The organism is Allgaiera indica (assembly GCF_900106675.1).
Taxonomy (GTDB): domain Bacteria; phylum Pseudomonadota; class Alphaproteobacteria; order Rhodobacterales; family Rhodobacteraceae; genus Acidimangrovimonas; species Acidimangrovimonas indica.
In genome coordinates this window covers 54,902-71,553 of the sequence record NZ_FNOB01000001.1, presented here as the reverse complement: position 1 = coordinate 71,553, position 16,652 = coordinate 54,902, and the positions used below count along the sequence as shown (strand labels likewise).

At 66.1% G+C, this 16,652-nt stretch carries 17 protein-coding genes; 7 read left to right on the top strand and 10 right to left on the bottom strand.

All coding sequences use genetic code 11. From position 1 onward, the window contains the following. Nucleotides 1-55: 55 nt before the first annotated feature. Nucleotides 56-1,042: an adenosine kinase gene (locus tag BLV97_RS00340; RefSeq protein WP_035838226.1), complete on the bottom strand. Its 987-nt coding sequence runs from the start codon at nt 1,040-1,042 to the stop codon at nt 56-58. After that, nucleotides 1,039-1,683 (bottom strand): endonuclease III, encoded by a 645-nt coding sequence (gene nth / locus BLV97_RS00335; RefSeq protein ID WP_035838228.1) that lies wholly within the window; start codon nt 1,681-1,683, stop codon nt 1,039-1,041. The genes BLV97_RS00340 and nth overlap by 4 nt, the downstream gene beginning before the upstream one ends. Before the next feature lie 149 nt (nt 1,684-1,832). Between nth and BLV97_RS00330 the strand changes: the two genes are divergently transcribed. Further along, nucleotides 1,833-2,921: a Hint domain-containing protein gene (locus tag BLV97_RS00330; RefSeq protein WP_092163895.1), complete on the top strand. Its 1,089-nt coding sequence runs from the start codon at nt 1,833-1,835 to the stop codon at nt 2,919-2,921. Nucleotides 2,922-2,953: 32 nt separating this feature from the next. Here BLV97_RS00330 and BLV97_RS00325 read toward each other — a convergent pair whose 3' ends face one another. From BLV97_RS00325 to BLV97_RS00295, 8 genes are all read right to left on the bottom strand, one after another. Then, complete coding sequence (locus tag BLV97_RS00325) at nt 2,954-3,394, bottom strand: molybdenum cofactor biosynthesis protein MoaE (RefSeq protein ID WP_035838230.1); 441 nt, start codon at nt 3,392-3,394, stop codon at nt 2,954-2,956. A gap of 1 nt (nt 3,395) precedes the next feature. After that, nucleotides 3,396-3,641 carry a molybdopterin converting factor subunit 1 gene (moaD, locus tag BLV97_RS00320; protein WP_035838256.1) on the bottom strand — a complete coding sequence of 82 codons (246 nt, stop codon included), beginning with the start codon at nt 3,639-3,641 and terminating at the stop codon, nt 3,396-3,398. Beyond that, nucleotides 3,637-4,242, bottom strand: a complete 606-nt coding sequence (gene pgsA / locus BLV97_RS00315) for a CDP-diacylglycerol--glycerol-3-phosphate 3-phosphatidyltransferase (protein ID WP_035838232.1) — start codon at nt 4,240-4,242, stop codon at nt 3,637-3,639. The genes moaD and pgsA overlap by 5 nt, the downstream gene beginning before the upstream one ends. A 126-nt stretch (nt 4,243-4,368) precedes the next feature. Then, nucleotides 4,369-6,267 carry an excinuclease ABC subunit UvrC gene (uvrC, locus tag BLV97_RS00310; RefSeq protein ID WP_081824891.1) on the bottom strand — a complete coding sequence of 633 codons (1,899 nt, stop codon included), beginning with the start codon at nt 6,265-6,267 and terminating at the stop codon, nt 4,369-4,371. A 305-nt stretch (nt 6,268-6,572) separates the two neighbouring features. Further along, the gene (locus tag BLV97_RS00305; RefSeq protein WP_035838234.1) at nt 6,573-7,361 is read right to left on the bottom strand and encodes an SDR family oxidoreductase; all 789 of its coding nucleotides are present in this window, start codon (nt 7,359-7,361) and stop codon (nt 6,573-6,575) included. Nucleotides 7,362-7,372: 11 nt separating this feature from the next. After that, nucleotides 7,373-8,311: a calcium/sodium antiporter gene (locus tag BLV97_RS00300; protein WP_035838236.1), complete on the bottom strand. Its 939-nt coding sequence runs from the start codon at nt 8,309-8,311 to the stop codon at nt 7,373-7,375. Further along, nucleotides 8,311-8,481: a hypothetical protein gene (locus BLV97_RS21075; protein WP_035838238.1), complete on the bottom strand. Its 171-nt coding sequence runs from the start codon at nt 8,479-8,481 to the stop codon at nt 8,311-8,313. Before BLV97_RS21075 ends, BLV97_RS00300 begins: the two co-directional genes overlap by 1 nt. Before the next feature lie 4 nt (nt 8,482-8,485). Further along, the gene (locus BLV97_RS00295; protein WP_373296436.1) at nt 8,486-9,220 is read right to left on the bottom strand and encodes a S49 family peptidase; all 735 of its coding nucleotides are present in this window, start codon (nt 9,218-9,220) and stop codon (nt 8,486-8,488) included. Between the two features lie 329 nt (nt 9,221-9,549). Between BLV97_RS00295 and BLV97_RS00290 the strand changes: the two genes are divergently transcribed. From BLV97_RS00290 to BLV97_RS00265, 6 genes are all read left to right on the top strand, one after another. Next, entirely contained in the window at nt 9,550-10,434 is an 885-nt protein-coding gene (locus BLV97_RS00290; RefSeq protein ID WP_035838242.1) for a LysR family transcriptional regulator, read from the top strand. A 95-nt stretch (nt 10,435-10,529) separates the two neighbouring features. Then, nucleotides 10,530-11,000, top strand: coding sequence for a formate dehydrogenase subunit gamma (locus BLV97_RS00285; RefSeq protein WP_035838244.1), 471 nt, complete (start codon nt 10,530-10,532; stop codon nt 10,998-11,000). After that, nucleotides 11,000-12,532, top strand: coding sequence for a formate dehydrogenase beta subunit (locus BLV97_RS00280; protein WP_035838246.1), 1,533 nt, complete (start codon nt 11,000-11,002; stop codon nt 12,530-12,532). The genes BLV97_RS00285 and BLV97_RS00280 overlap by 1 nt, the downstream gene beginning before the upstream one ends. After that, nucleotides 12,529-15,465, top strand: a complete 2,937-nt coding sequence (gene fdhF / locus BLV97_RS00275) for a formate dehydrogenase subunit alpha (protein ID WP_035838248.1) — start codon at nt 12,529-12,531, stop codon at nt 15,463-15,465. Before BLV97_RS00280 ends, fdhF begins: the two co-directional genes overlap by 4 nt. Then, entirely contained in the window at nt 15,465-16,280 is an 816-nt protein-coding gene (fdhD, locus tag BLV97_RS00270; protein WP_425285082.1) for a formate dehydrogenase accessory sulfurtransferase FdhD, read from the top strand. The genes fdhF and fdhD overlap by 1 nt, the downstream gene beginning before the upstream one ends. Beyond that, nucleotides 16,270-16,491: a formate dehydrogenase subunit delta gene (locus tag BLV97_RS00265; RefSeq protein WP_035838533.1), complete on the top strand. Its 222-nt coding sequence runs from the start codon at nt 16,270-16,272 to the stop codon at nt 16,489-16,491. Before fdhD ends, BLV97_RS00265 begins: the two co-directional genes overlap by 11 nt. Nucleotides 16,492-16,652: the final 161 nt, after the last annotated feature.

Here is a 16,652-nt window from a genome sequence, read left to right as displayed (position 1 = left end):
AGTCCCGGACCCGGGTGCGCCGTCCCTTTCTCGTGTCGATGCGGTGCTGAAGGCCCTAGATCAGCCCCGCTTCCGCGAACAGCGCCTTCAGGTCTGCCTCGGGACGCGCCCCGAAATGGCTGATGACCTCGGCCGCCGCGACCACGCCCATGCGGCCGCACAGCTCCAGCGGGTGCCCCATTGCCAGACCGTAGAGAAAACCCGCGGCGAACTGGTCGCCCGCGCCCGTGGCATCCACCGGCACGACGCGGGTGACAGGGACGGTCGCTTCCTCGTCTCCGCGCACCAGCACGACATCCTGGCCCGAGCGGGTGCAGACGATCAGACCACTGTCGCGCGCCGCCTGTTCCAGCGCGGCGCTCAGATCGGTCTGGTAGAGCGCCTCCCATTCATGCTGGTTGCCGATGACATAGTCGAGCTCTCGCACCAGGCCGCGGAAATCCTCGCGGTGGCGGTCGACACAGAACGGATCGGACAGCGCGATGCCGGCCTTGCCGCCATTCGCGTGGCAGACCTGCACGGCGCGCTCGAACGCCTGCTTGCCCTTTGGCTTGTCGTAAAGGTAGCCTTCGAGGAACAGGATCTCGGCCTGGCCGGCCACGTCATCGGCCACGTCCTCGGGGCCCAGCTCTGCCGAAATCCCCAGATAGGTGTTCATCGAGCGCTCGCCATCGGGCGAGACGAAAATCATCGAACGCGAGGTGGGCAATTCGCCCCCCGCGACGGGCGGGTTGACGAAATCGGTGCCGCCCCTGGCCATCTCGTCGGCGTAGAAGCGCCCCAGCGCATCGTCGCGTACCCGGCCGATGAAGGCGGTGGACAGGCCCAGATTGCCGATCCCGGCCAGCGTGTTCGCGACAGAGCCGCCGGGCGCCTGTGTGCGGTCCTTCATCGCGCCGTACAGCATTTCGCCGCGCTCGCGCTCGACCAGCTGCATGATGCCCTTCTCGATCCCCATGAGATCAAGGAAGCTGTCGTCGCTTTGGGTCAGCACGTCGACGATGGCGTTGCCGATTCCGACAACCTTGTAGGTCTTGGTCACAGAGTCTTCTCCTCGAAGGGGCAGAGATCGCGGATCAGGCAATCGGGGCAGCGCGGCTTGCGGGCTGTGCAGATGTAGCGGCCGTGCAGGATCAGCCAGTGATGCGCGTGTTGCTGGAATTCGGCGGGGATGTTGTCCTCGATCGCGCGTTCCACGGCGACCACGTCGCGCCCGGGGGCGATACCGGTGCGGTTGCCGATGCGGAAAATATGGGTGTCGACCGCCTGGGCCGGCTGGCGGAACCACATGTTCAACACCACGTTCGCTGTCTTGCGGCCGACGCCGGGCAGTGCCTGAAGCGCAGCGCGCGACGACGGCACCTGGCCGCCGTAAAGGTCCACCAGGATGCGCGACAGCTTCATCACGTTCTTCGCCTTCTGGCGGTAAAGGCCGATCGTCTTGATATGTTCGGTCAGGCCATCCTCGCCCAGCGCCAGCATCTTTTCGGGCGTGTCGACGATCTGGAACAGGGCGCGCGTGGCACGGTTCACCCCCGCATCCGTCGCCTGGGCCGACAGCGCAACCGCGACCAACAGGGTATAGGCGTTGATATGCTCCAGCTCGCCCTTGGGTTCGGGCTCGGCCGCGCGGAAACGCGTGAAGATCTCGTGGATCAAGTGATAATCAAGCTGCTTCGCCATCCGCAGAGGTATGCAATGCCGGGTCCCGCAGGGCAAGGGCACAGGGCAGGCGCGAGGGTAGGCTCGGGCCGCCGGCGCGCGCTTGGGGGGCGTTAACGCGGTCTTCAACGTGATCGACGAAGATCGGACGAAACCATGCAGGCGGTCCGATGCCCTTTATCTACTCCCCCGACGCGCTTTTCTACGACTCGGCCGCGAACGCCTGGTCGCTGCGACCGGATTACGACCCAAAGCTGCACCGGGTCGAAATCACCTTTTCGGACGACGACGGCAAGCTTTCCGGTGACAATTCAAAAGATGAGGTCGGCGCTGATGCGAACCAGACCGCCGAGGTGCGGGACTGGGAAGGAAACCTGATCTCCTCGGGCCTCGTCTATGACGAGGAAGCCTATGAGGTTGTGCGCCCGGACTCGACCCATTTCCGAATTGATCGGCTGGAAATCGGCGGACAGCATGTCGGCTATGTCACCACCGATCTGCTGGAACCTGGTGTCACCTATTCGATGTATGAGACGGAAAACGTCTATGAACCAGGGGGAGAGGAGGAGCATTCCGAAGACAATCGCCTTAGCTATACGCAGATTGCGGATGTCCCCTGTTTCTTGGCCGGAACCAGTGTGATGACCGAGCAGGGGATGGTGCCGGTGGACTGGCTGCGCCCCGGGGATCGCTTGTTGACGCGCGACCGTGGTTTTCAGCCTCTGCTCTGGGTGGGCCGCTTCGAACTGGGGCAGACGGGTGAGGCGCTGCCAGCCGAATCCCGACCGGTTGAAATTGAGGCCGGGGCGCTGGGGGCTGGGCAGCCTGCGACCAAATTGCGGGTGTCGCCCCAACATCGGTTGCTGTTGCAACATCCTCAGATGCAATTGTGCTTCGGCCATGAAGCGATGTTCTGCGCCGCCGATTTCCTGACCGGCTGGCCGGGGGTCAGCCGCCCTCATCGGCGTGGTCCGGCGATCTATTATCACCTGCTTCTGCCGCACCATGCGGCGGTACTGTCAGACGGGCAATGGACGGAATCGCTGTTTCTCGGCGATCAGATGGAAGAGATCGTGCCTGCCGCCGAACGCACTGCGCTGCGGCGTCGGGCTGACGCGGCGGGGCTGGGCCACGAAGTGACCGCCTATCCCTGCCTGCGCCGCTGGGAGGTTGCCTTGCTGACGCCGCCGCAGGTCAAGGACGATACCGACGATCTGTCGTGCGCCTGGACCGAAGAGGGCGCACGAGCCCGGGCCTGAGGCCCCGATGATCGCGATCGCGCCGGGACGGTTCACCAGCGGTCCAACGCCGCTTCGTCCTCGTCCTTCGCGGCGACCCATTCGGTCCCCGCCTCGGTGATTTCCTTCTTCCAGAAGGGCGCACGCGATTTCAGGTAATCCATCAGGAATTCGGCCGCCGCGAAGGCCTCGGCGCGGTGGGCGGCGGCGGTGGCGACCATCATGATCGGCGCGCCGGGTGCCAGCCGCCCGAAGCGGTGGATCACCAGGCAATCGAGAAGTTCCCAGCGCGCCGTGGCCTTGGCGACGATCTGGGCGATCGCGCGCTCGGTCATGCCGGGGTAGTGCTCGATTTCCATCGCCTTCAGGCCGCCGCCGGGCAGGTCACGCACGATGCCCGAGAAGGTGGCGATCCCGCCGACCCCCGCGCCCTGACCAAAGCTCGCCAGTTCCGCGCCGATATCGAAGGCTGCTTTCTGGACGCGAACCGTCATGTCAGCCCCCGGTCATCGGCGGGAAGAAGGCGACCTCTCGCACGCCCATCAGCGGGGCATCGAAATCGGCAAGCTCCTGATCCAGCGCCACGCGGATCGCGGCGGGGTTCTCGAAAGCCGCGGCATAGCGCGGCTCGCGCGCGCAAAGCTCGGCGACCAGTTCGCGCACCGTGGCGGCCCCGGTTTCGACCTGCTCCTTGGGCAGGCCGATGCGTTCGCGCAGCCAGGCGAAATAGAGCACTTCAATCATGTTTGCCCCCTTTCAGATGGGGCAGCGCCTTCAGGAAATAGTCGAGCCCGGTGACAAATGTCAGCGCCGCCGCGATCCATATCAGGACCAGACCGGCGACCGTCGCCTCGGAAGAGGTCCAGCGCAGCACCCGCTCTTGCGTGTTCTCCACATAGCCAAGGCCGGTGCCCAGGAACAGCACGGCGATTGCCAGCATCTGGAAGGTGGTCTTCCACTTGGCAAGCTTCGTGACCTTCAGCAGACCCGCCGTGTCGCCCAGATATTCGCGCAGGCCCGACACGAAGACCTCGCGGAACAAGATCACCGTGGCGGGCAGGATCAGCCAGGGGTTCATGCCCGAATAGCCGGTGATGACCACCAGGGCGATCACCACCATCGCCTTGTCGGCGATCGGATCCAGCATCGCGCCGAACTTCGATTCCTGACCCCAGCGCCGCGCAAGGTAGCCGTCGATCCAATCGGTCATCGACGCCAGAACGAATAGGCCAAGGGCCAGCCAGTCGGCGGCGGGGCGGGCGAAGTACAGAAACATCACCGGCACTCCGGGGGCCGCGAACAGGCGCAGCACGGTCAGGGCATTGGGAATCCACCATCTCATGAGGTCTAAGTAGAGGCTTGCGAGGCGGCTGGAAAGTGCTTCCGCGACGGGGCGCATGAAGAGTTCGCGACAATGTGGCCGTTGAAGCGCGCCCAGTTGGTGCGGACGGGCAGGGGCGGCGAATGGTCAGCCGTGGTGGAAGAAATCATAGATCGTCTGCGCGACCTTGTCCGAGATCCCTTCCACCGCCTGCAGATCCGACAACCCGGCGCGGCTGACCGCCTTCGCGCTGCCGAAATGCGCCAGCAGTGCGCGTTTGCGCGCGGCGCCGATGCCGGGCACGTCGTCCAGGGGATTGGCGCTCATGGATTTGGCGCGGGCGGCGCGGTGGGTGCCGATCGCGAAGCTGTGCGCCTCGTCGCGCAGGCGCTGGATGAAATAAAGCACCGGATCGTTGTGGCGCAGCGCGAAGGGGCGCTGCCCGGGGCGGTGGAATTCCTCCTTGCCGGCGTCGCGGTCGATGCCCTTGGCGACGCCGACCATGGGGATATCCTCGACCCCCATCTCCTGCATGATCCCCGCCACGGCCGAAACCTGCCCCGCGCCGCCGTCGATCAGCAGAAGGTCGGGCCAGGAGCCGCCCTGACGGTCCGGGTCTTCCTTCAAGAGGCGGGTGAAACGGCGGGTCAGCACCTCTTTCATCATGCCGAAATCGTCGCCCGGGGTGATCTCGGTCCCCTTGATCTTGAACTTGCGGTACTGGCTTTTGACAAAGCCCTCGGGCCCCGCGACGATCATGCCCCCGACCGCATTGGTGCCTTGAATGTGCGAGTTGTCATACACCTCGATCCGCTTCGGCGGCGCGGGCAGATCGAAAGCCTCGGCCAGCCCTTTCAGCAGCCGCGTCTGGCTGGCGCTTTCCGCCAGTTTCCGCGCCAGGCTTTCGCGCGCGTTGCGGGCGGCGTTCTCGACCAGCTCTGCCTTTTCACCGCGCTGCGGCACGGCCAGTTCGACATTGCGTCCGGCGCGGGCCGACAAAAGCTCATGCGTCAGGTCGCGGTCCTCGATCTCATGCGAAAGCAGGATCAGCCGGGGCGGGGGCTTGTGTTCGTAGAACTGCGCCAGGAACGCCTCGAGGATCTCTCCTTCTTCGGCGCCGGCGCCGGTGCGGGGGTAGAAATCATGGTTGCCCCAGCTTTGATGGCCGCGGATGAAGAACACCTGCACGCAGGCCTGGCCGCCCTCGGCATGGACGGCGATCACATCGGCCTCTGGCACGGTGCGCGGATTGATGCCCTGGGCCGATTGCACCTGGGTCAGCGCCTTGATCCGATCGCGCAAGGCGGCCGCGCGCTCGAATTCCATCGCGTCCGAGGCCGCCTGCATCTCGGCCGCCAGGCTGGCCTGGATCGTCGTGGTCTTGCCCTTCAGGAAGGCCTCGGCATCGGCGATCAGGCCCTCATATTCCTCTTTGCCGACCATGCCGACGCAGGGCGCGCAGCAGCGTTTGATCTGATACAGCAGGCATGGCCGCGTGCGGCTTTCGAACATCGTGTCGGTGCAATTGCGCAAAAGGAAGACCCGCTGCAACTGGTTCAACGTCCGGTTCACCGCCGCGGCCGAGGCGAAGGGGCCGAAATAGCTGCCCTTTTCCGAGCGCCGCCCCCGGTGCTTCTTGATTTGCGGAAACGCGTGGGTGCGGCTGATCAGGATATTGGGAAAGCTCTTGTCGTCGCGCAGCAGCACATTGTAGCGCGGCTTGAGCTGCTTGATCAGGTTCTGTTCCAGCAGCAGCGCCTCGGTCTCGGTCCGCGTGGTGAGAAACATCATCGACGCGGTTTCCGATATCATCCGCGCGATGCGCTGCGAATGGCCGGTGGGGCGGGCATAGTTCGACACCCGGGCGCGCAGATTGCGCGCCTTGCCAACATAAAGGACCTCGGATTTCGCGTTCAGCATCCGGTAGACACCGGGAGAGCTGTCTAGAAGGCGCAGGTAGGACTGGATCACCGCATGCCCGGTGGCGGTCGCTTCCGTCTCGGTTGTGGCTTCGGGGTTGTTTCTTGTGGCGGGCGTTTCAGTCATGGCGATGGCATTGATTCCTGGTGGAGCTGCACTCTATGAGCGCCGATGACAAGTGAAAAGCTGTCCACGGTTTCTGTGGATAAGTCTGGTGGAAACTTTGGGTCAGACCGGATTTTCCCTTCGTTTTAGGAAATTTCTTTGCTTTGATTAATTTTTGTGCATTAATTCAAGATACTGTATTTGCAGCATAAAATTTCAAGATGAAAGCAAGCGCCTGATATTCCTGACAGATTCCTGACGATTCTGTGACAGTTCGCCCTGACGTGGACAAGTCAAGAGCGAAGCGGGTTCATGTTGCCGCAGGATCAGGGTTCGACGCCCAGGTTGTCTGGGGTTTGCCAGGCCAGGTGCTGGCCGCCATCAGGGCACAGAAGCTGTCCGGTCACGCCGTCGGCATCGAGGAAATAGCCCAGTGCGGCGATGACGTCCCCGGTGGCCGCGCCGCGGCCAAGTACGGTTGCGGCGCGCTGGCGGGCAAACTGGTCTTCGGTCTGGCGCGCGCCCCGCAGCGTCGGGCCCGGGCCGATCGCATTGACGCGGATGTCGGGTGCCAACCCCTGCGCCGCGACGCGGGTGAAGGCCCAAAGCCCCATCTTGGCGATCGTGTAGGACAGGAATTCGGGGGTCGGCTTCAGCACGCGCTGGTCGATCATGTTCACCACCACCGCCCGGGCCACCGGTTCGCCCCGCGCATCCTTCGCCGCCGCCGGAGCCTGCGCCGCGAAGGCCTGGGTCAGCTGCGCCGGTGCGCGCAGGTTCGACCCCAGCGCGCGGTCCCAGCTATCGCGGGTCATGCTTCGGATGTTGTCGTGATCGAAGATCGACGCGTTGTTGATCAACACGCTCAGCGGCCCACCCAGTGCCTCGGCCGCGCGGCCCACCAGCGCCTCGGTCGCGTCTTCGTCCAGCAGGTCCGCCCGCAGCGCCTCGGCCCGGCGACCCATGGCGCGCAACTCGGCCACCGTGTCGGCCGCGGCCTCGGCCGAGGTCGCATAATGGACCGCCACATCGAAGCCGCGCGCGCCAAGGTAAAGCGCCATCGCCCGGCCCAGGCGTTTCGCCGCCCCCGTTACCAATGCCCGACCCGGCTCCATCCCGGCTCCTCTCAATGCGTCAGCGCGACCAGAAAGGCGACGTAGCCCGCGATCAGGGTGAATCCCCAGAACCGGGTGATATCGCGCCGGCCCAGCACGAACGGCGCCAGCGCCAATGTCGCGACCAGCATCGCCCACAGGTCGAAATCCAGCATCGACGCGGGCACCGGCAGCGGGCCAAGCAGACCCGCGATGCCGATGATCCCCAGCAGGTTGAACACATTCGACCCGATGACATTGCCCATCGCAACGTCGGCCTCGCGCCGCAGCGCCGCGGTGATCGAGGTCGCCAGTTCCGGCAATGATGTCCCCACCGCCACCAGCGTCAGCCCGATCACGGTTTCCGAGACGTCATAGATCCGGGCGATGCCCACCGCGCCGTCAACCAGCAGGTCCGCCGCCAGCGGCAGGCCGATCAGGCCCAGCACGGTATAGATTGCGATGCGCCACATCGGCAACGCCGGATCGGCGCCCTCAAGGTCCTCTTCCTCGGCGTCGCGGTGGGCCTTGGCCTTGCGGTAATTGTCCCACAGCATCAGGCCCAGCCCGGCCAGCAGCACCAGGGCATGCGGCCAGCGGATCGGCCCCAGGAACGCGACCAGCACGAACAGAAGCGTCGCGGCCAGCATCGTCAGATAGCTGCGCCTGGCGTGTGCGTCGCCCGCGTGGATCACCGAGATCACAGCCGGAATGCCCAGCACCAGCAGGATATTGGCAATGTTCGATCCGACGACATTGCCCAGCGCGATCCCGGGCGCGTGATCCAGAACCGCCTTGACCGACACCAGAAGCTCGGGCGCCGAAGTGCCGAAGGCCACCACCGTCAGCCCGACGATCAGCGACGGGATCCCCAGCCGCAATGCCAGGTTCACCGCGCCGCGCACCAGCAGATCGCCCGCCACCACCAACAGCACCAGCCCGACAAGGACGGCAAGGACGTCATGCACCATCAGCGCCGGTCCTCGCACTGGCACTTGCCCGGCCCGATGCGGTAGCGCCCGCAGTGTGGGCATTTGCCGGGTTTCGACAGCTTGCGCCCCTTCGTGCCCGGTACCCGCAGGCGCCCGAACATTGCCAGCACCAGCATGGCGATCAGGAAGAAGCTGACGAATTTCACCATCGCGTCAAAGCCCGAACCGCGCCATCAGGGCGCGTTCCTTGGCCTCGGCCGCGGCACCGGCCAGCGCCTCGGCCCCCAGCCGGCGCAGCAGTCCGCGCCTTGGCCCGTAGGTGCGGAAGCGAACCTTTTCGCCGTAGGTTTCCTTCATCTTCGGCACCAAATGGGCGATGCCGTCGGCCAGCCCCAGTTGCACCGAACGCGCGCCCAGCCAGAAGGAGCCGTCGAACAGTTCCTCCGCCGTGTCCAGCTTGGCGCCGCGCCGCGCCCGGACCTGGCCTATGAAGATCTCGTGCAGCGGCCCGTGCAGCGCCTTCAGGCGTTCCACTTCCTCGGGGCGTTCGGGCAGGAAGGGGTCAAGGAAGCTTTTCGATTTCCCGGCCGTATGCACGCGCCGTTCGATCCCGTGGCGGGCGATGAAATCTGCGAATCCGAAGCTTGACGAAATCACCCCGATCGAACCGAGGATCGATGTCTCATCCGCCCAGATGTGATCGGCCGCGGTGGCCAGCCAATAGCCGCCCGAGGCCGCCACGTCCTCGACGAAGGCATGAACGGGGATCCGCTTTTCTTCGGCCAGGCGGCGGATGCGGGCGGCGATCAGGCTTGATTGCGCGGGCGACCCGCCGGGCGAATTGATTTGCAGCGCCACCGCCTTTGGCCTGCCCTTGGAAAAGGCGCGCTCGATCAGCGGCGCGAGGGCGGCATCGTTCATGCCGCCGTCAAGGCGGCCGCCGGCCATGATCATGCCTTGAAGGCGCAGTACGGCCACGGTCGGTTTGGAGCGTCCTGGAAGAAAGGTGAATGCCATCGTCCCGATGTAAGCCGGGCCAACCCGCGCGACAAGACGGCAGGCCCCGCGGGGGCCAGGAATGTTGCCCCAGCGCACAAAAAATCGTGGTGTCCCCGCCCGCCCTCCACCCGCGCCGCCCCCAGCCCCGCCACCGCCGGGAAAGGCCGTTCCCGCGTTGTGGCTGCCCGGCCGGTCGCATCCCGTTTCCCGCGCCGCGCGCACCGTGCTACACCGAAAGCGCGGCCCACCCCGGCCGCGCCCAGCCGCGGAGGCCCCCGTTGATCGACAAGCTAGAGATGTTCATGGCGCTTGCGGCCGAAAAGCATTTCGGCCGCGCGGCCGATGTTTGCGGTGTGACGCAGCCGACGCTGTCCAGCGCCATCAAGCAGCTTGAGGATCAGCTTGGCGTGCAACTGGTGTGGCGCGGATCGCGCTTTCAGGGGCTCACGCCCGAGGGGCTGCGGGTGCTCGAATGGGCGCGCCGCATCGTCGGCGATGCCCGTACCCTGCGCGAAGAGATGCGCGCCGTACGCGAGGGCCTGTCCGGCGTCCTGCGCATCGGGGTGATCCCCACCGCGCTGCCGATGATCGCCCGGCTGACCGATCCCTTCACCGAACGTCATCCCAATGTGCGTCTGATGATCTATTCGCGCACCTCGATCGAGATCCTGAAGGAGATCGAGGATCTGGAGCTGGACGCCGGTGTCACCTATCTGGACAACGAGCCGCTGGGCCGGGTCGCGCGGGTTCCGCTGTATTCAGAAGGCTACCAACTGCTGGTCACGCGCGGCATGGCGTTGGCCGATCGGTCCTCGGTCGATTGGGGGGATCTGGATGGCGTGCGGTTGTGTCTGCTGACCGGCGACATGCAAAATCGTCGGATCGTGAACCACCACCTTGCCGCCGCCGGGGTAGAGGTCGACGCGCAGATCGAATCGAACTCGATGCTGGCGCTGCTGGCCCATGTGGCGACCGGGCGTTGGGCCTCGATCGTGGCCGAACCGGTCGCGGAACTGTTCCAGTGCGACGATATTCGCGCGATCCCGATCCGCGCCCCCGATGCACACCATCAGGTCGGACTGATCGCCCCCTGGCGCGAGCCGCATACGCCGCTGCTGGAAGCACTTCTGGAAGATGCAGCCAAGATCGCGCGCATCGCCTGAGTTCGATTGGAATTTTCTATTAACCGACGATAAGTCGCTATTGATTTGCCTATCATCGGAACTAGAACCACCGAAGCACAATTCGGAGGTTCCCCATGGCGCAGCCCAGCCCAGATATCGCGTCCCGCGTGGAAGAGATCATTGCCGACCATGCGGCGCTTGAAGGGCCATTGCTGCCCATCTTGCACGCCGTGCAGGCGGCCTTTGGCCATATCCCGCGCGACGCGCTGCCGGTGATCGCCGACAAGCTGAATCTGTCGCGCGCCGAGGTGCACGGGGTGATGTCCTTCTACCACGACTTCCGCGAGGACCAGGCCGGGCGCCATGTGCTCAAGCTTTGCCGCGCCGAGGCCTGCCAGGCGATGGGTGCGGACCGCGTGGCTGCCCATGCGCGCGGCAAGCTGGGCATCGAATGGCACCAGACCACCCAGGACGGCGCCGTGACGTTGGAACCGGTGTTCTGTCTGGGGCTTTGTGCCTGTGGCCCGGCCGCGATGGTTGACGGCAAGGTCGTTGGCCGGGTCGACGAGGCAAGGGTGGACGAATTGCTGGCGGAGGTGCGCTGATGAAGATTTACGTTCCGCGCGATGCCGCCGCGAAGGCGCTGGGTGCCGATGATGTCGCTGCCGCCGTTCAGGCCCAGGCGGCCAAGCGCGGCCTCGACGTGACGCTGGTGCGCAACGGCACCCGCGGCATGATCTGGCTGGAGCCGCTGGTCGAGGTCGAGACCGAGGCGGGTCGCGTGGCCTTCGGCCCGGTCGCGGCCGGCGACGTGGCGGCGCTGTTCGACGCTGACTTCAACGACCATCCTCTGGCGCTTGGCCCGACCGAGGATCTGCCCTGGATGAAGGGCCAGACCCGCCTGACCTTTGCTCGCGTCGGCGTGATCGACCCGCTCGATCTGGACGATTACGAGGCCCACGGCGGCCTGGCCGGCCTGCGCCGGGCGCTGGACATGACCGGCGACGAGGTCGTCGCCGAGGTCACCGAATCCGGCCTGCGCGGCCGCGGCGGGGCGGGCTTTCCCACCGGCATCAAGTGGCGCACGGTCGCGGGCGCGAAGGCCGCGCAGAAATACATCGTCTGCAACGCCGACGAGGGCGACAGCGCCACCTTCGCCGACCGGATGCTGATGGAAGGCGACCCCTTCACCCTGATCGAGGGCATGGCGATCGCCGGTATCGCCACCGGCGCGACGCGCGGCTATGTCTACATCCGCTCGGAATATCCCGACGCGATCGAGGTGATGGAAGCCGCGCTGACAGTGGCGCGCGAGCGCGGGTTGCTGGGCGACAGCGTGCTGGGGTCCGGCAAGGCCTTCGACATGTGGGTGCGCGTGGGCGCCGGTGCCTATGTCTGCGGCGAAGAGACATCGCTGCTCAACAGCCTTGAGGGCAAGCGCGGCGTGGTGCGCGCCAAGCCGCCGCTGCCGGCGCTGGAGGGCTTCCTGGGCCAGCCTACCGTTGTGAACAACGTCATCTCGCTGGCCACGGTGCCGGTGATCTTGGAAAAGGGCGCCGGGTTCTACAAGGATTTCGGCCTTGGCCGGTCGCGCGGCACCATCCCCCTGCAGATCGCGGGCAACGTGAAACACGGCGGGCTCTACGAGGTCGCCTTTGGCCTGACGCTGGGCCAGATCGTGGACGAGATCGGCGGCGGCAGCGCCTCCGGCCGCCCGGTCAAGGCGGTGCAGGTGGGCGGCCCCTTGGGCGCCTATTTCCCGCGCGATCTGTTCGACACGCCCTTCGGCTATGAGGAATTCGCAGGCAAGGAGGGGCTTATCGGCCACGCCGGCCTGACTGTGTTCGACGACAGCGCCGATATGCTGGCCCTGGCCCGTTTCGCGATGGAATTCTGCGCGATCGAGAGCTGCGGGAAATGTACCCCCTGCCGCATCGGCGCGGTGCGCGGCGTGGAAACGCTCGACCGCATCGCGGCGGGCGACGGCGCCGGCATCGCGCTGCTGACCGACCTGTGCCACACCATGAAACTCGGCTCGCTCTGCGCGCTGGGGGGCTTCACGCCCTATCCGGTGATGAGCGCGCTCACCCATTTCCCCGATGATTTCACCGGGTGCCAGAAGGAGGCCGCCGAATGAAAGACTTCATCCTTCCCGAAAGCCTCGATCAGGATTTCGGCACCCCCGCCAGCCGGTCGAAGACGCTTGTGACGCTGACAATCGACGGCTTCGAGGTCACCGTGCCCGAGGGCACCTCGGTGATGCGCGCCGCCAAGGAGACCGGGATCGCCATCCCCAAGCTCTGCGCCACCGACATGGTAGATGCCTTCGGCTCCTGCCGGCTGTGCCTGGTCGAGATCGAGGGCCGCGCGGGCACGCCGGCATCGTGCACCACGCCGGTCGCGCCGGGCATGGTGGTGCGCACCCAGACCAGCCAGCTGAAGACCCTGCGCCGCGGGGTGATGGAGCTGTACATCTCCGACCACCCGCTGGATTGCCTGACCTGCGGCGCCAACGGCGATTGCGAATTGCAGGACATGGCGGGCGCCGTGGGCCTGCGCGACGTGCGCTATCCGGCGGGCGCGAACCATTATGATGACGGCACGGGCACCTTGGCGGCGGGCGACGCGCGGGCGCGCGGCCGGGCGCCGGTGGGCGATCTGGGCAATCCCGACTGGCTGCCCAAGGACGAATCGAACCCCTATTTCACCTATGATCCGTCGAAATGCATCGTCTGCTCGCGCTGCGTGCGGGCCTGCGAAGAGGTGCAGGGCACCTTCGCGCTGACGATCGAGGGTCGGGGCTGGGACAGCCGGGTTTCGGCCGGCATGGCGGGCGACAACTTCCTGGGCTCGGAATGCGTCAGCTGCGGCGCCTGCGTGCAGGCCTGCCCGACCGGCACCTTGCAGGAGAAATCGGTGATCGAGATCGGCGTGCCCGAGCATTCCGTCATCACCACCTGCGCCTATTGCGGCGTGGGCTGTTCCTTCAAGGCCGAGATGCGCGGTGACGAACTGGTGCGCATGGTGCCCTGGAAGGACGGCAAGGCGAACCGCGGCCATAGCTGCGTGAAGGGCCGGTTCGCCTGGGGCTATGCCCAGCACAAGGACCGCATCCTGAAGCCGATGATCCGCGACAAGGTCGAAGAACCCTGGCGCGAAGTCGAATGGGACGAAGCCTTCAGTTTCGCCGCCAAGCGCCTGCGCGGCCTGCAGGAAACCTACGGCAAGGACTCGATCGGGGTGATCACCTCGTCGCGCTGCACCAACGAGGAAACCTATCTGGTGCAGAAGCTGACCCGTCAGGTGTTCGGCAACAACAACACCGACACCTGCGCCCGGGTCTGTCATTCGCCCACCGGCTATGGCCTGGGCCAGACCTTCGGCACATCGGCGGGCACGCAGGATTTCGACTCGGTCGAACATTCCGACGTCATCATCGTGATCGGCGCCAACCCGACCGATGCGCACCCGGTCTTCGGCTCTCGCATGAAGAAGCGGCTGCGTCAGGGCGCCAAGATCATCGTGATCGACCCGCGCCGCATCGACCTGGTGAAATCGCCCCACATCAAGGCGGCCCACCACCTGCCGCTGCGCCCGGGCACCAACGTGGCGATGCTGACCTCGCTGGCCCATGTCATCGTGACCGAGGGCCTGATGGATGAGGCCTTCATCCGTGAGCGCTGCGATTGGGACGAGTTCCAGGATTACGCCGAATTCGTCTCGGCCCCGGAAAACAGCCCCGAGGCGCTGGAAGCCGCGACCGGCGTTCCGGCCGCCGAAGTGCGCGCCGCCGCCCGGCTGTTCGCCACCGGCGGCAATGGTGCCATCTACTACGGCCTCGGTGTGACCGAGCACAGCCAGGGCTCGACCGCGGTGATCGGCATTGCCAACCTCGCCATGCTGACCGGCAACATCGGCCGGCCCGGCGTGGGCGTGAACCCGCTGCGCGGCCAGAACAACGTGCAGGGTTCTTGCGACATGGGATCCTTCCCGCACGAACTGCCGGGCTACCGCCATGTGAAGAACCCCGAGGTGCGCGAGATTTTCGAATCGCTCTGGGGCACCAAGCTGTCGGACGAGCCGGGCCTGCGCATCAACAACATGCTCGATGCCGCGACCGAGGGCACCTTCAAGGGGATCTACATCCAGGGCGAGGACATCCTGCAATCCGACCCCGACACCCACCATGTCGCGGCCGGGCTGAAGGCGATGGACTGCGTGATCGTGCATGACCTGTTCCTGAACGAGACCGCGAACTACGCCCATGTCTTCCTGCCCGGCTCGACCTTCCTGGAAAAGGACGGGACGTTTACCAACGCCGAACGCCGCATCAACCTGGTGCGCGAGGTGATGAAGCCCAAGACCGGCATGGCCGATTGGGAGGTCACCCAGGCGCTGGCCAACGCGATGGGCGGGAACTGGAGCTATACCCACCCGCGCGAGGTGATGGCCGAGATCGCGGCCACCACCCCGAGCTTTGCCAACGTCAGCTTCGATCGGATCGCCCAATACGGCTCGGTCCAGTGGCCGTGCAACGACACGACCGCGCCCGAAGGCACGCCGATCATGCATGTCGACGGCTTCGTGCGTGGCAAGGGCAAGTTCATTCGCACCGAATATGTCGCGACGGATGAAAAGGTGGGGCCGCGCTTCCCGCTTCTGCTGACCACAGGGCGGATCCTCAGCCAGTACAACGTCGGCGCGCAGACGCGGCGCACGGACAACACCGCCTGGCACCCCGAAGACCTGCTGGAGATCCACCCCCAGGACGCCGAGGACCGCGGCGTGCATGACGGCGATTTCGTCCGCCTGGCCAGCCGCACGGGGGAAACGACACTGCGCGCCAAGGTGACCGACCGGGTGGCGCCGGGGGTGATCTATACCACCTTCCACCACCCCGACACCCAGGCCAACGTGATCACCACCGACTATTCGGACTGGGCGACCAACTGCCCGGAATACAAGGTCACGGCGGTGCAGGTGTCGCCCTCGAACGGCCCGTCCGAATGGCAGGTGGAATACGAGGCGCAGGCCAAGGCGTCCCGGCGCATCCTTACGGCGGCGGAATGATGCGTGCCCACCGCCCCCTGACCCGCCGCGTCTATCGCGGCGGCGGCTATGCCGAGGCGCCGCGCGAGCTGCCCGAGGAAATGCCGGTGGCGCTGTCGTTCAACGGCACCACTCAGGCGGTGATGATGGCCACGCCCACGGATCTGGAGGACTTCGGGCGCGGCTTCGCCTTGACCGAGGGCATCGCCACACCCCAAGAGATCACCGAGATCCGGGTGACGGTGCAGGCGCGGGGCATCGACGTGCAGATCTGGCTGGTCGAGGCCGCCGAACAGCGCCTGGCCGCCCGCCGCCGCCATATGGCGGGGCCGGTGGGCTGCGGGCTGTGCGGTCTCGATTCGATCGACGCGGTGCTGCGCGATGTGGCGCAGGTGCCGGCCAGCGATCTGCGCCTGAGCCCGGCGCAGGTGCAGGAGGCGATCGCGGCGCTGCCCGGTCACCAGGCATTGCACGACACCACCCGCGCGGTGCATGGCGCGGGCTTCTACCGCCCCGGCGAAGGCGTCGTCGCCACGCGCGAGGATGTCGGCCGCCACAATGCGCTGGACAAGTTGGCCGGTGCGCTGCTTGCGCAGGGCACTGACGCAGGCGCCGGCGCGTTGGTTCTGACCAGCCGGGTCTCGATCGACATGGTGCAGAAATGCGCCGCGATCGGGGCGCCGGTGCTGATCGCCGTCTCTGCGCCTACCGCGCACGCCGTCCAGCTGGCCCGAGACGCCGGCATCACCCTGATCGGCCTGGCCCGCCCAGACGGGTTCGAATTGTTCACCCATCCCTCCCGCATCCGCCCGGAAAGGACCAAGAATGTCGCCTGACAAGATGATCCGCATGGCAAACCAGATCGCCACCTTCTTCCATTCAAAACCCCATGACGAGGGCGTGAGCGGCGTGGCCAACCATATCAGCGACTTCTGGGATCCCAGGATGCGCAGCCAGTTGTTCGCCCATGTCGAGGCCGGTGGAGAGGGGCTGGATCCCCTGGTGCTGGAGGCCGCATCCGCGATCCGCCGCCCGAAGGCCGCCTAAGGCGTCGGGCGCCCGGTTCGAGTATTTTTGCCAAGATGAAGGGCAGGGGCGTGGCCCCGCGCGCTTGGCCCGCTTGCCGCGCAAGGGCGCTTTCCCGGGCCGCTGATCCGCGCCTGTGGCCATCCTTCCGCAGTCTTTCACGCAGCCGGGCGCCCGCGTCG